This is a genomic window from Sphingomonas sp. LH128 (assembly GCF_000293195.2).
In the GTDB taxonomy this organism is placed as follows: domain Bacteria; phylum Pseudomonadota; class Alphaproteobacteria; order Sphingomonadales; family Sphingomonadaceae; genus Novosphingobium; species Novosphingobium resinovorum_A.
In genome coordinates this window covers 1-14664 of the sequence record NZ_ALVC01000363.1, presented here as the reverse complement: position 1 = coordinate 14664, position 14664 = coordinate 1, and the positions used below count along the sequence as shown (strand labels likewise).

General features: G+C 63.3%; 8 protein-coding genes. 5 read left to right on the top strand and 3 right to left on the bottom strand.

What is annotated here, in order from left to right:
* Positions 1-90: 90 nt before the first annotated feature.
* The 5 genes from LH128_RS25065 (at position 91) to LH128_RS25045 (ending at position 12020) form a co-directional block, all read left to right on the top strand.
* The gene (locus LH128_RS25065; protein WP_172705169.1) at positions 91-1326 is read left to right on the top strand and encodes a hypothetical protein; all 1236 of its coding nucleotides are present in this window, start codon (positions 91-93) and stop codon (positions 1324-1326) included.
* 397 nt (positions 1327-1723) lie between these two features.
* Positions 1724-6619 carry an NACHT domain-containing protein gene (locus tag LH128_RS25060; protein WP_008832492.1) on the top strand — a complete coding sequence of 1632 codons (4896 nt, stop codon included), beginning with the start codon at positions 1724-1726 and terminating at the stop codon, positions 6617-6619.
* An 837-nt stretch (positions 6620-7456) separates the two neighbouring features.
* Positions 7457-8356: a trypsin-like serine peptidase gene (locus LH128_RS25055; protein WP_037521271.1), complete on the top strand. Its 900-nt coding sequence runs from the start codon at positions 7457-7459 to the stop codon at positions 8354-8356.
* 110 nt (positions 8357-8466) lie between these two features.
* Positions 8467-10455 (top strand): S8 family peptidase, encoded by a 1989-nt coding sequence (locus LH128_RS25050; RefSeq protein ID WP_172705168.1) that lies wholly within the window; start codon positions 8467-8469, stop codon positions 10453-10455.
* Positions 10456-10457: 2 nt separating this feature from the next.
* Positions 10458-12020 (top strand): hypothetical protein, encoded by a 1563-nt coding sequence (locus LH128_RS25045; RefSeq protein ID WP_008832489.1) that lies wholly within the window; start codon positions 10458-10460, stop codon positions 12018-12020.
* A gap of 122 nt (positions 12021-12142) precedes the next feature.
* On the opposite strand, the gene LH128_RS25040 is transcribed toward LH128_RS25045, so the two are convergent.
* From LH128_RS25040 to LH128_RS25025, 3 genes are all read right to left on the bottom strand, one after another.
* Complete coding sequence (locus tag LH128_RS25040; protein WP_008832488.1) at positions 12143-12490, bottom strand: Pepco domain-containing protein; 348 nt, start codon at positions 12488-12490, stop codon at positions 12143-12145.
* Positions 12483-13310: a hypothetical protein gene (locus LH128_RS33780; RefSeq protein WP_172705167.1), complete on the bottom strand. Its 828-nt coding sequence runs from the start codon at positions 13308-13310 to the stop codon at positions 12483-12485. Before LH128_RS33780 ends, LH128_RS25040 begins: the two co-directional genes overlap by 8 nt.
* Positions 13311-13653: 343 nt before the next feature.
* Positions 13654-14529, bottom strand: a complete 876-nt coding sequence (locus tag LH128_RS25025; protein WP_008832486.1) for a hypothetical protein — start codon at positions 14527-14529, stop codon at positions 13654-13656.
* Positions 14530-14664 lie beyond the last annotated feature (135 nt).

Below are 14664 nucleotides of genomic sequence, written 5' to 3'. Positions count from 1 at the left end.
CGCATGGATGCACTGGCGGTCCATGGTTGCGATGCCCGGCTCGAAGCGATGGTCCGTGCAGGCACCCCTGTCTATGTAAACTCGGCAGAAATGCGCAGCTCGGCCGGGAGGGATCTGTCCGGGTTGCGCGAGCGGATTGCCGGTCTCCTGACGCATGGCGATCCGGAATCGCTCGACATCGCTGCGGCACTCACGGGGTTTCTTCTCGACGCGGACGATGCACAGCTGCTGGTCGCCATCTACCTGGCGCCGCAGACACCGCCGACCTTGCGTCACAGGATCCTGGGCTCGTTCAACGCTCTGCAGTTCTACACGCCCGCAATCCTTCCCCTCACCTGTACGCTGATCGAAGGCAGGTTTGACGACGAGGCGCAGTTCGTCGCGGCCTACCTCGCGGACTTCGGCGACATGGATGCCAGGAACGCCGTGATCGACTGGCTGTCCAGCCAGGACCTGGGAACCGGCTCGAGTTCGCGGCGGCATTATCTGGACGTTTTGGCGAGGGACAGCGCCGGCAAGGCCGCCGTCATCGAGTTTCTCCGGCGCTCGCGTGAGAACGGTCACCTGGTGATCGATGCGGGACAGTTGCTGCTGCTTGCCGAGGCTGGCGACACATGGGCTCAGGATGAGCTGGTCCGGGCAAGTTACAGGTATTCGGGCTTCGATCGCGGAAATGCCGTGACAGCGATCGATTTTCTGCGTGAGGAGGAGCCGCAGGAGGCCTATTTTGCTGCCCGTCGTCTTCTGGTCCGCCATGATCTCGCGGTTGCGGCCGACCTCATGCTCGAGATCGATCCCGAACGCGCTGGCCGCGAACTAGTCGAACGGTACGGCAGCGCCGCGCCATCGCTTCGCCTGGAACTGGAGCGGCGGCTGCGCGTCCATCTTGGAGGCGCGCGTCTGGCAGATCTGGCCGCCCCACTGGCGACGAGCTCGCGCGCCAGGGACAGGACCACCGCGGCCCGGCTGGCAGCTGTCATACCACCCGGCGTACCGCTCGCTTGGCTCGGAACGCTGGCCGGGGATATCTCTCCGAACGTTCAGGAGGCCGCCCGAGATGCGCTCCGCCGCCGCGGGCTGGAAGCATCGGCAATGGAGCACCGCGCTCTCATCCGGACCTCGCCCAAGCCACTTCAGTGGGCCAGACTCCTGACGATCTTCGAGTTGGTGGATCCCTTCTTTCTCTGGTCGCGCGACGACCCTTCGAACCTCGGGGATGTCCTCGAGGCGCTGCCTTTCGAATTCCTCGACGAGGCCGGTCAGGTCCGAGGCCAGCAGCTCAAGCAGCGCGGGGACGCCGCCAGGAAGGCCGACAAGGGTCACTGACGGGCCGGTGAACCCCATGGAGAAAACCCGCGCGCGCTGCTTGGGACAGAGTGCGCAGACCACATGGCCGCAACCCGGGGAGCCGGCGGCTTATGCGACCGGCGTCGCAAGTGCGCAAGGACTGCGCTAAGAAAAGTACGCATGGGTGCAAACAGGGTATCGAAGAGCATGGCAGGGTAATCCTTCCGGAGATGCGCCGTGAGCAAGCGACCGCTTGCCCGCTTCTCCACTCCCCCTCCTTCTCCTGCCGCTGCAATAAGTTCCTGCAGTGCCGAGCGCCAGGCTCGGACGCGCCTCATCCGATCGCATTTCTGCCACGAAGACAGATGTCTGGATTTGATCGGCCCAGGCAGCTTTTGATCTGGCGCCTGCGCGCACGGGCGGGCACACACGGCCAATGCCCACGCTCACCAGCCCGATTGCGCCCGCCGGCATCAACAGCTCGCCCGATGCCCTGCCAGCGGTCATTCCCGTCGCGACGCGCGCGCAGCTGCTGCCATTCGAAGCACTGAGCTGGGAGAATTTCGAACGGCTCTGCCATCGTCTCACAGCGTTGGAAGGCGAAATCGAGTACTGTGCACGCTATGGTCTTCAGGGCGAAGCGCAGGAGGGCATCGACGTCTTTGCGCGGCGTTTCGACGGGCGATACCATTGCCTTCAGGCCAAGCGTCACAAGAGTTTCGGGGCGACCAAGCTGCGCGCTGCCGTGGACCTTTTCATCGCCGGTCGCTGGGCTGTGGGCACCGCGACGTTCACCATCGCTGTTCAGGCTGCACTCGGATCTACGGCAATCCAGCGTGAGATCGAGAAGCAGGCCAAGCGCCTGGGCGCGCTGGGCATAGATTTTCGTGCTCTTGATGGCGAACAATTGACCGGGGCGCTGCGCGCCTATCCGCAGCTGATCGACGACTTCTTCGGACGCTCATGGGTCGAGGCTCTCTTGGGAGCAGACGTCGCCGCCGCCCTTGGCACACGGCTGGACGGCGAAGCGTTTGCCAGAGTGCGCGGGCAGCTGGAAAACATCTACGATGCCAACTTCCATTTTATCGACCCGGGCAGTTTCGGCTCTATCGGCGACGAAACGCGTCCGGCCCTGACGCTACTCGAGCGCTACCTCAAACCCGACATGGTCGTTCACGAGGTAGCATCCGCTTCGGACCGGATCGACTTTTCCCCGACGGGCACACCCGACGACCACAATAACGCAGCCCCGTTGGGCGCGCCGGGCCTGGGCGATACGACGCTGCCCGCTGCTGGCCTGGAGCGCAGCCGGGCAAGACGCCTGTCCTTAGCCGACTGGCTGGGCGACAGCGAGCGACTGGCGGTGGTAGGTGATGCAGGTTCGGGCAAGAGCACTCTTCTGCGCGTGGTGGCACTCGATCTTCTTGGCGCACAGGACAAGTTTCCCGAGCTGGGCGCCAGGTGGGGTAGGCATATTCCCATCTATGTACCCTTCGCGCGTTGGGCCGGAGAGATTGCCCGTGACGGCAACAGGGTCGGCCTGAAGGAAATTGTTCGACGCACTCTCGAGCCGCAGCTGACCCGATCGATAGTCGACATGCTGGACCAAGCGATCGATGACCGGCGCATCGTGCTCCTTGTCGACGGGCTCGACGAATGGAGCGACGAACAGGCTGCCCGCACCACGCTTGCGAACCTTGTCACGGCGGTCCAGGCCCACGACATCCCGATCATCGTCTCGGGTCGTCCGCGTGGTCTGGGCAAGATCGGATCGCTGCCAACGACCTGGAAGCGCGGCACGATTGCCGTGCTCTCACGCGAACAGCAGGAAAACATCGCTGCTCGCTGGTTCGGCCGGTATGCCCAAGATCCTGCCGTCGGCCCACGGCCCGGCGTCGATCAGGGTGCGGAGATGCAGACCGGTCGCTTCATGGCCCAGCTCGCGCGCGATCGCAGCCTTGCGACGCTTTCGGAAATCCCCCTGCTCCTCACGGGCCTGATCAACCTATCGTTGCGTGGGCAAATCCTGCCGCGCACGAAAAGCGAGATTTACGATCAGCTGGTTCGGCTCATGTTGGAGGTCCATCCCAGTAACCGTGCGACGGCAGCCGGCGACAGCCAGTCCCGCTTCCGGTACGCACAGGATCCGGAGCAGCGCCGCGGGGCGATCGCCCGCTTGGCTTTTGTCGTGCGCGAAAATGCAGGAGATGCGGGCTTCCCGCTTCGGAGCGCGCGAGAGGAATTGCGCAGGTATCTTACATCGCCCGAAGGGTATGACCTCGATGCTTCGGCCGGGCGGGCGGCCGCGACAGAAATCCTTGCCGTCAACGCCGAGACGCAGGGCCTCATCATCGAGAAGGCCTCGCAGGAAATCGGCTTCGTCCACGCAAGCTTCGAGGAGTACCTGAGCGCCGAACATGTCAGCGGCTGGCCATTCCAAGACATCGAGCGCTTCGTGCAGGAGCGGGCAGGCCATCCGCGTTGGCGCAATGTCATTGCCAATCTGCTGCGAGGCATGAACCGGCGGGACGAATTCGACCGCCTCGTTGCGCTCATCGAACAGCCGGAACCCGACCCGCTGGCCGCATTCCACAAACACAGCATCTTGGGGGAGATCGCGATCGGTGCGGGCGCACGTTCACCGGCAACGGCGCGCCGCCTCGTGCAGGAGACGCTGCGCCGCGTCGAGACAAATGACTGGATGCCCGCACGACGCGATGCTCTCAGATCGATCCTGAGCGGTGTGGCTGACCCGTTCTTTCAGGATCAGCTCGAAGAGCGCTTGCAAGGATGGGCTCCGGCACGATTAAGCTCGCGCTCCGATCTTATTGTCCAGTGTGCGCAATGGGAGAGCGGCGCCGCTCTAGAGGAAATGGTCTGGCGTGCACTGCACGACGAGGACCGCGGGGTGCAACGGACCGCCGCCGCAGTCTACCCGAAGGTTTTCGGGAACAGTGACGATGCACGACCACGGCTCATCACCGCGTTGGCAACAACGCGTTCGCTCAACACGGCATCGACGATTCTGGAAGCACTCGCGTTGGGTTGGGCTGCCGATCCTGCAGTGCTGTCGTTGTTTGAGGAGGCGATGCAATCGCCAAGTCTCGAACTAAGGCTAGTAGCGGTTCTAGGCCTTTGCAAGGCAGGCCGTCGTCCTGACGACATGCGCGACGTGGTGTTGCAGGCCCAAAATCACTGGTCCGACTTATCCTGGCCGCATCACTCGCTCGCATCCGCCCTACTCGGGGCCTACTGGGCCAACGACGAAGTTCTGATCGAGAGCGCATTGCGCAGTGCTGGCCGCGACTATGGTACGCAATGGGAGCACGACGCGGCAATTTCCTACCTGCTCGAATGCGATGTCGGGCGCCCGGAGATAAGAGCTTTCGTCCTTCGCGAATTGGCCGACGATTTTCCCTTCCATGCTTTCGACGACGGAAGGCATTGGATCCGGCTTGGGATGTTCGCCCGGTCTGACGAGGAAATCCGCGCAGCAGCACGCGCATACTGGGGCAAATCGAAAAGTCGCGTCATCGGAATGCACAAGCTTGTCCATTACGTCGGCCAGACGCCGGACGATGGAATCGCGGATATCCTGATCGACGTCCTCAACGGCAAGACCGATATGGACCAGTACTGGGCGCTCAGGGCGCTTCTCACCGGATGGGAGCGTGATCATGTATCTGTCAGGGCAGCGTTCGACGCGGTTCTGACTTGGCCGGACGAGAGGCTGATCTTTCTGGTCGCATTCCTTCCCGAGCTCATGCAGGACGACAGGGCTGCCCGGCAACGGCTCCTTACGCTCGCCAGGCGATCTGACGTGCGGCGTGACATGCTGGGCGAGGCGCTTGAGAAATGCGGCTGCGATCATAACGACGAGGAGGCAGTCGCGGCCATCCTGCGTCCGGCGAAGGATGTGCGTGGTCAGTTCCCGGCGAGCTACCCGTTATACCGTTCGTTCAGCCGACACCCGCAGGTCCGCGGGTTGGCCATCAGACAGTGTGGCGAGCCGGTTGCGCCACTTGGAGCCATCGCTGCAGGATATGGTGACGATCCCGAGATAAGGGCTATACTTCTGCGCGCGGCGGTGCCGCTGCCGGCTGAGTTGCGTAGCCAGCTTATCGAGGTCGCCGCGACGGCCGGATCGGGGACGTGTCTCGAGACCATACTGTCCAATGGCATGGCGGAAAGCGACGCCGATCTTCGGGTGCGAATGGTGTCGGCCCATCATCAACGCTGGCACGAACCCCAGCAAGTCGCTGCGGACAGGGCCGCGCTGCTCGAGGCGGCACTCATCGTCAGCTCCGATCTAGAAATGCGCCGCGGCGCGGCACTTGCAGGGCTGGTACACACAGGCGGGCTCACGCAACTCGCCGGACTCATCGAAGGCGGAAAACCGCTTCGGCTCGAGATCGGTGGCTTCCTTCGCAAGATGCCCACTCTCGAACGGCTGATCTGCGAGAGGCTGGCCGACTTCGAGGACGCATTCGGCGAAAGTCTGCCGGAGCGTCTGGACGCCAAAGTCAGCGGCCTCAGCCTTCCCACGATTCTGACCCGCGCGCCCAATTCCTCGCCAGAGGCGCGCAAGGCCCTGATTGCCTTTGCCGAAAACGATAAACTGCCCAGGACGCCGGGTGCGTTGCGGGCCCTCGCCGCAGTCCGCCCCAGAAGTGAATTGCTCCTGCAACGCTGCTGGGATGTGCTTGATCGTTCCCAGCACGATAACAGGTGGGCACTGTATAATGGCGAGGTCGCACTTCTCCTGCGCGATCAATTCCCCGATGCCGCCAATGTCCGTGAAGGCATAATTGAAAGGTTCGAACGTGCGCCGCACGAGCATGCGATCGTGCTGGCCATCTACGCGCCCGGCACAGGGCTAATTCCCGTCCCCCGGATCTCCGAACACTTGGGAAGAGAGTTCGGCGACTGGGCTACCGCCATCCATGCATCGGCAAGCCAAGCCCCAATCGACCAGTTCTGCCAGATCATGGATGCGATGCTCACGCGGCGATGGCGCTCCGAGTTCGATTGCCAGCATATCGTCAACGTCGCGATCCTGGAGCGCTTCAGGAAAGATCCGGAGGCCGAGCGCTGCGTGCTGGACCGGCTAAACGCTAGCGTACACCCCAGCATCAGCGGCAGCGCGGCGCGGTATCTGGCCGCGGCGGGCAAGCTGGCGGGCCCTGTCCAGGACCCCATCAAAAGTCTGCTGCAGACCCTTGCCAGCAGCCAGTCGATCCCGGTTGCAGGGCTCGATGCACAGGCCGGGGAGTGGCGCACACTGCGCGTCACCCTGCTGGATGCCTTGCAGGCCGGAATGGACGATATCTAGCCTTATCCGGCAAATAACCCACTCGACGCCACCGACTGCCGGCTCACACCGCCCCGCCCCTGCGGTAGCGACCGTCGCCAGTCAGGGTCGAGACCGGCGCGGCGCACGCAGTGCACTGCGAAGGCAGAGCGCGGTGGCTGCCAAGCGCTCTCGCCTCCGGCCCCGGCATCTTCGCATCGCCGTTGCACCTCGGTCACCATCGTTCTCAAATTGGCAGATGGTTCCCCTTTGATGGGCAGTCCATATAAAATTTCTCGTGGAATTAAGGCACCGGAGAAACTGCCATAATCAGAAGCAACATTGCCTGAAATCGCATGTTCTCCGATAGGTTCCGCTTGGCTCTCCAAACCACGGCCTGCCGGCTCGGAACATTTCTGCAAACCCTATCGCTTTGACGGACGGTACCGAAACCTAAATTCGCAGGGCCTCCGGGGCCCCAGACCCACCGTCGAATATGAGGTTCCTTCCCAGACGACTCCGCCAGACCATGCCCCTCAAACAGGTCTGCCGCAGCACGCCAACCAATCGCCAATACACCCCTTGAAATCCCTAAATCGTTCGCATCGTGTGGTGCGCAGCAATGCGCCCCGCCCACACGTCACGCGGATTAAAGTAGATATGCGACGGTTTTTTATCTGATGGAAAAGACTCGATCCGAATTCTTATTTTTCCTCCCATCCCCCCGCTTTGGCCTGTCTATTTCGTATGACTTCAAATATTCGTAGCGCGGGGAGCGATTCGTATCACCTCGATACGACCGTCATGTCTTTCTGTGGGGGAAGGTGTGTGCACGAAACAGTCTTGAGCCGGGCCTTGCGGCGCGGCGCGGTATGCGCCTTGCTCATCGCGGGCGCGGTGTCTTCCGAGAGCCTAGCACAGCCTGTCGCGGATACTGTCCATTTCGAATCGCTGGACACCGTCCTTCCGAACGGAGGGATCAAGCTGCACGACGGAACGGTCGTCCAGAACCTCGCCGACTGGCGATCCGTGGCGGTATCGGTCGACGACACAAATCCGAAGCGCCCATTGTTCTGCACGGCGACCCTCATCGGACCTCAGTTCGTCCTGACTGCCGCGCATTGCGTTTGGTCGCGCGGCGCGATGAAGAAGGTCCAGATGGTGTTCGCCGGCGCGCCATACCCCGTCACGGCGTGCGAAATTGCCGACGCCTATCGCAACGGTGCGGACATGAGCCGCGACGTGGCCGTTTGCGTGCTGTCGCGCGGTGCAACAGACATCCGCCCCGAGACGCTCGACGATACGGCCCTGTACGAGGGTCGAGCGGTCCTGCTAATGGGCTACGGCTGCCGCAGGAAGTATCTGGTCGGTAACGACACCATCACCGAATTCGATCCGCCCGGGCAACGCCGGCTGCGTTATGGTGCGGGTACGATCGAGAAATCGGACATCGGTGTAGACGAGGACGAACAGGGCGTGTTCGCGCGCGCGCGAAGCGCGCCGGGCAAGCCCGCCTTGTGCGAGGGTGATTCCGGCGGCCCGGTCTGGGCCGGAATGACGGGCGCAGGTGTCGTGCCCGGGCGCCGGATCGCTGGTCTCAATGTCCGTGACGGCCAAGGACCGAGCGAAGGCGGTCAGCCGGACTGGTATTCGTACTTCCTGCCGGCGTCTGCGCCGGGTGTCGCGCAATTCGCGATGGACTGGGCCGAGAAGAAGAAGGTTGCGATCTGCGCGCGCTCCAGACCCGACCTCGCGAACGGCGCGGATTGCCGCCGGTGAGGCGCCGGACCGTGATGCGTCCGAGAGCGAGCGCGGCGCGCGCGAGAGCCTGTCGTGGTTTGTCGGCCTGGACGCCCGCAATATCCAGCCTGGTCGCAGGTGGACTTGCCTTGAGCGCCGCGGATTGCCGGGCCCAGGACGGCCTGTCGTCCAAAGTGGTGATGCTGCGGGCCAACACCCCGAGCCCCGATGATGCCATCGTGCGTTTCGTGGCCGAGAATGCGCAGGATGCAGGTTTTTCCGAACGCGAGTGGCCCGCTCTTGCGACGATCTCGGCCCGTGACGCGTTGACCACGCTGTGCGGTTCCGCGTCCCCTGCCCTGGTCGAGCAGTACACCCGGCTCAACAAGGCGGTGACCGGCTTGCCCGGGACCGACCAGCCGCTTGAGGCGGCGGCCTACACGGTTCGCTTCCCCGCCTGCCTCTACGTCACCTCCGCGGGTCCGGACGGCGTGTCGGTGCCCGTGACATTGCGCCCGGGCGACAACAAATGGAACCTCACCCGTAATCTTTTCGGCAAGTCGGTCTCGCTCAACAACGTGCGACAGGTCTTCAAGGGCTCGGGATTGTCCGACCTTCGCATGCAGCCCGGCCAAGCGCTCGAGATGCCGTTTTCGCTGCAAGTCGCGGTCAGACCGGTTGCGCTTGCGCCCGACAAATTCGTCGCCGAACTGAACCGGCTTTCTGCCGGCACTATCGCAGCAGGCGCGCCAGTGCTTGGTGGTGCTCTTGTCGCGCCGGTCGAAACCGAGGGTGTGTGCCTTGCCGCCAGCGCCCAGGCACCGCATTACCCCCAGGACGGTGCTGCAATCGACAGGGCGTTCAAGTTCGCTGCCGGACTGCGCGCACAATCTGCACTCGTCAACAACGTACGCGTCGCGATCCTCGACAATGGCTTCTTCGGTGTGCCGCGTACCGAGCCGCCGCTGTGGGGCGCGCGTTTCCCCGAGACGATGTTCGAGGGCGCCCGGTATCGACGGGGCCGGCTTGGGCCGATGATCACCGGGGCCTATCACCCGATCAACTATTACAACGCCGCGCCCGCGAACGTTCCCGGCATCACCACCGGGCACGGGACGCATGTTGCAGCTCTGATCACCGGCGGGGCTGCCTTCGACAAGATGCCCGACGTATGGCGAATGCCCTGGCTCAAGCTCGCGATCATCAATCTGACCGGCGGGGGCCGGGATTTTGCCGAAGGCGTCGACCAGAACGCCTTCACACTGCTCTCCCAGACCAGGGATATCAACATCGTCAACATGAGCATCGGCGCGCCGAAGGAACGCGCCGCCGAGCTGATCAGGCTGCCCAAGAACCCGGTCTGGGCGCACACGCTTTTCATCACCGCCGCCGGCAACGAGTACGAGCCAGGACAGGCCTCCCTGCCCCTCTACCCAGCCCTTTTGGGTGGCGCGAAGACCGCCAATGTCATCACGGTCGGCTCTGTCGATGCCGACCATTCGATGTCATCCTTCTCCGATCGCGGCGCCTACGTAGATCTGCTCGCACCCGGCTGCCGGCTGACCGCGCCGATAAGCCTCGACGAGAACCGGGAGATCACCGGCACATCACAGGCAACTGCCCTCGTCTCGGGGACTGCAGCGATGCTGAGCGCGATCTGGGATGCCGAGCCCTCCGATCTCAAGCGCCGGCTCCTGGTCTCTGGAAGGCTCCTGCCCCGGGCCGCCGACCGCGACGCGATTTTCGGCAGGGTCGAACTCGACACTGTCGCCGCGCTCATGATCCGGCACGATCTCGTTACGTTCGTGCAGGATGGCGTAGCCAGAACCTTTCTTGGACGGCTCAACACGCTCGATGGCCTGACTTGCGCGAACGGCGCGGCACCGGCCTGGAATGATGTACGAGCGATCAAGTCTTCGGGTGCCCATCGCGAGATATTCATCGTTTCGGAGGCCGACGGCAGCTTTTCCGCCTGCGAGACGGGAGCATCCGGCCTGCCTTCGACGATCTCGTTCAGGAAGGACTACGAACTGGTCGACGGGGCAGCGACACCGGTGAGCGGGGGCACATTCGGCGACTATCCGATTGGAACGGTGGACGCGATCATCAAGCGCGAGCTTGAATTCACGGGGGAATGAACATGCGGTCAGGAACAATCTGGGCGGTATCGTGCGCGCTCGCAGCCGGCGGTTGCACTACGCACCTCGAAGTCGCCAAGGTGAACGATGACGCCTCGGTCGCCGAACGTACGGGGGTGCCCTACATGCTGCAGTTCACGCAGTACAAGGTGGTCGTCGCCACGCGGGTGGCCAGTTGCATCGGCTCCGAACTCAAGACCGCCACCTCGGCCGTCATCACCCCCGAGCTCGTCGATGACGGCGACCACGTGTATGTCGTGGACATGCGATCGCTCGCCGCGCCAACCAAAATTTCGAGCATGACGCTGACCTGGAGCGAGGGACGGCTCACCAGCATCAATGCCGCATCGGAGGACCGGACCGCGCAGATCATTTCCGCGAGCGTCCAGGGCATCGCGAAGATCGCCAGGACCGTGGTTACCGGCATGGTCAGCACGGCCAACATGCCCAAGCCCAAATGCCTCGAGGCGACCTCGCAGGCCGTACGCGAGCGAGACCGGCTCAAGGGCGTCGTCGAGAAGCTGACCGCCACCATTGCCGAGCAGACGATGACGGTGGAGCGGCTCAAGGCCCAGACCGCAATCGTCAGCCAGGACAGAGTGCTAAATCGCCGACTCGCAAGCGCCATCGCCCTTTTGGAAGGCAACAAGCTCATCCTCGCTACGGAGCAAAAGGCGCTCGATGCAAAACTGAAGTTCCTCTCCTACGAGGAGACGTACCGTTGGCCGGAGCGAAGCACCGAATTTGCATCGCCCGCGGACAAGCCGTTCACGGTTCCCGCCTCGGCGATCCTGAAGTGGTTCGAGGTCCCTCGCGGAACCCCCGGCGAGGAGACGGACGCGGAATACAAAGTACGCAAGGACGGGGTGATCAACCAACTTGCCGGGAAGATGAACGTCTTCTTCCGGCTCGAGCGCGTGGGGTCCTACGGCCTCACGGCCAGCGCCCCCGAAAGCGCCGCGAGACGCGACGGATTTCGATACCGCGTGCCGGCGAGCGGAGTCATGCTGGTATGCGCCAAGCCGCAGTGCGCGCGTGCCGATGCTGTGGCGGAATCCACCGGTGCGATCGCGCAGCTCGGCCGGATCTTCTACCTCCCCTACAAGAGCCCTCCCTTTTCAAACGGCACGTTCGAGGCCACGTTCGACGAGCAGGGCCGCCTGACCAAAGCCGGCGTGGCCAACAAGTCCGCTTCTGCCGAAACGATTGCGACGTTAGGCAAGGACCTGTCGGACACGGTCTCGGCGACATATGCGGCAATCCACAAGACGCCTGCCGAAAAGGCCGCAGAGGAGCTTTCCTTCTACGAAACCCAGAAGAAGCTGGCGGACGCCAAGGCGGCGCTCGTCGTGTCCCCGACTAAGGCCCTTCTCGACCAGGTCGCCGTTCTCGAGGCCCAGAAGAAGGTCAACGATCTCGAGCGCGCGCTGCTCCAGGATCCCAACGAAGCGAAGAAGGAAGCGCAAGCCGCATTCGAGGCGGATGCATCGCTTGCCAGGGCAGAGCTGGCGCAGCTGCAGGCAGCCGCGGCGCTACAGCAGGCCAAGACGCCGGTCGCTCCCTGACGGTACGATCGCGCCGCGTTCCGGGTCCTCGCCCTCCCCGATCGCGGCAGAAACCTCTGCAGCCCTTGCAGATTGGACAAGTGCCCAGAGCCAGCACGAACGCGCCGGGCACCGGCCACGTCTCAAGGCTGGTCCTGGTCCTTTTTGATCCGGGCGAACTTGATGGCGACCGAGGCCTCTCCCTTGGTCACCAACCCGACGCTGAGGCCGGCCTCGATACCCACGTTGAACTCGATCTCATCGAGCTGGAACTGGGAGGCAGCTGCCGCGATCGAGGACTGCGCCGCCAGAGCGGTCAGTTTCCCGATAACCTGGTCCCAGATCCGTTCCAGATCGTCGATGCGATCGACCACCGTGCCGGCGCGCGATTGCTGCCGTACTTGGTAGGGGCTTTCCGAACTATCGGCTCCGGCGTCGCGTGCCGTGTCCGGGGCCGGCCCGACGATGGTCACCTGAAATCTGTCACCCATAATAATTCCCCCGAATGTTCCGTGCACCCAGCATGTCCGCCGCCTGCTTCAGGTCGAGAGCATAGCCGTAAGTCTCGAGGATGCCCTCCCGATCCTCGCAGTCGGCCTCGCCCAGATACATACCAACGAGATCGGCCGGCTGCGCAAATTCCAGCCCCGTAATCAATGACCCGCTGTCTCCGGGATAACCGTGCCTGTCGGTGAGGAAATGCTGTGGTATGGCAGCGCTCTTGATCTGCGACGACGTCGACAGGGAGGCCATCACCGTGGCCTCGTCCCGCCCGCTCTGCCCAAGATGCAACACCAGTGTCTCACCCTCGAGCGCCGGACGAAGCAGACCGGGCTCAGGGCAGCGGTAGTGCGGTCCACCGCAAGGAAGGCTTACACTGGCGGCGTCGATAAGTCCCGGCGCGCTGCGCAGCATGCGGGCGGGATTCCCACAATCGAAGCACTGCAGCGGTACGCGATCGCCCCGCCGATAGCGGTTCACGACATGGCGCGCGGTTATGCCGCACGGACTGCCTCGCTCGTCGGTATAGACCGCAGCGATGCATCCGTCGGTACCGGTCCGGCCCTGGAGATTGATCGATGCCGCGACTTCGCGAACGTTCACCATCGTCCGCCCACCCTCAAGTGGTATGAGCCCGCGATAGCGCTCCGGGTGATCGGCACCGGTCAGCAACATGGCGCCGAACTGGAAGCCTTCTACGACCGGAAACTGCGGATCGGGCGCCATGTCCGGAAAAGCGACACGCAGGATGCCAGTAGCGATGAATCCGGCACGCTCCAGGGTTTTACCAAGGCCGGGATCATCGGCCATCCCGAAGCCGCGAAGTCCGTCGGCCAGTTGCCGGCGCAGGTAAGCCGACCATGCCCCGATCCACATTTCCGGTCCGTCAACTGATCGGCGTGCCGGGTAATCCCAGACAAAATCATCGTCAGGCAGGCGATCGGGAACCAGTCGCCCCAGAATATCGCGTGAGATCATCGTTCACCCCCATCCAATCCTTTACGACACCCGCGCCCGCCATGCCAGTACAGGTTGATTTCGTTACAACTTGTACTGTCAAAGCTGCGCCTACCGATCCTGTCAGAAACGCCTATCCAGGGTGGATTAATGACCGAGCTTCAAAACAAGCCGGGCTGCCGATATGCTCGCGACCTCAACCCACCTCGGACGGGGCTTCTCCCCTGAACGCTGCGAGCTGGTCCGGGGAGGGCTCGTCGGATGTCACAAGGCGGTCAAGCGCGTGAACAGCAGAGCCCTCGGAGTAATAGAGGCGCGTATAGGTGTAGCGTCCGCCAAAGCCGTCCCTTCCCGTCTCACCATAAGCGTTCTTCTCACCTGAGACCCCCCAGATCGCCACAAGACCCTCGCGCTCCAGACAAGCGAGGAATTCCTTGCGATCGACGAGGGCCACGCTTCGCCCCGGTGTCTCGAGTGAGGGGTCCATGAACAGGGTCTGTCCCTGCGCGTCGCGATACTTGACGGCCCGCCCATCGCCGAGATGGATCCCGAGCGCCTCCATCAGCCAGCGCGCGGGCATGTGCAGCGAAAGGTTATCCTCGAGCGAGCCGTCATAGCCACCCGCCTCGGCCGTGTATTCTGCGGTCGTCGGAAGCACATCGACACCGCGCCCGAAGCTGCGATCGATGCCGAAGGGCTTCCACTTCTTCTGCCAGTCACTGTGGTGCGTAGCGGTCGAGCCCCAGGGAAACTCTCCGAGATAGGTACCAAGGCCGCCGCCCTCGGCCGAGGGCAGGTCGCCATGCCCCTGCAGATGAACCTGCGCCAGCAGGCCCAAGATTGCATCGCGATCGGCAGCGCGCACGACCACGCTCGCCACCCGGCGCCACGCTTCGCAGTTTATCCCAAGGCCTGTTGTCCGGTAGGTCTCGAAGCCGGTCAGTACGAGCCATTCGCTGCCGTCATCGGGCGAGGTTACAGCAAGGACGTCCGTCCCATCGAGGATGTCGTCCTCAGAATGCAGCCAGTCGAGTGCCTCGTCAGGGCTGGTCGCACTGATCCTAGTGGGCAAGGTCTGACAGAAGAGTCCTGAAGTGGATTCCCGAAGTTTGCCGGTTGTGCGATGAGGGTGGATGCGCAGCGGTATCTCAATCAGCCTTTCCCCATGCGACCGAGACCGGCTCGATCGGATCATCAAGGACCGCAA

What these genes read in the sequence shown, in the direction of transcription:
- LH128_RS25065 (WP_172705169.1), top strand. Translation starts at nt 91, where the DNA reads ATGCGCAGCTCGGCCGGGAGGGATCTGTCCGGGTTGCGCGAGCGGATT.
- LH128_RS25060 (WP_008832492.1), top strand. Translation starts at nt 1,724, where the DNA reads ATGCCCACGCTCACCAGCCCGATTGCGCCCGCCGGCATCAACAGCTCG.
- LH128_RS25045 (WP_008832489.1), top strand. Translation starts at nt 10,458, where the DNA reads ATGCGGTCAGGAACAATCTGGGCGGTATCGTGCGCGCTCGCAGCCGGC.
- LH128_RS25040 (WP_008832488.1), bottom strand. Translation starts at nt 12,490, where the DNA reads ATGGGTGACAGATTTCAGGTGACCATCGTCGGGCCGGCCCCGGACACG.
- LH128_RS33780 (WP_172705167.1), bottom strand. Translation starts at nt 13,310, where the DNA reads ATGGCCGATGATCCCGGCCTTGGTAAAACCCTGGAGCGTGCCGGATTC.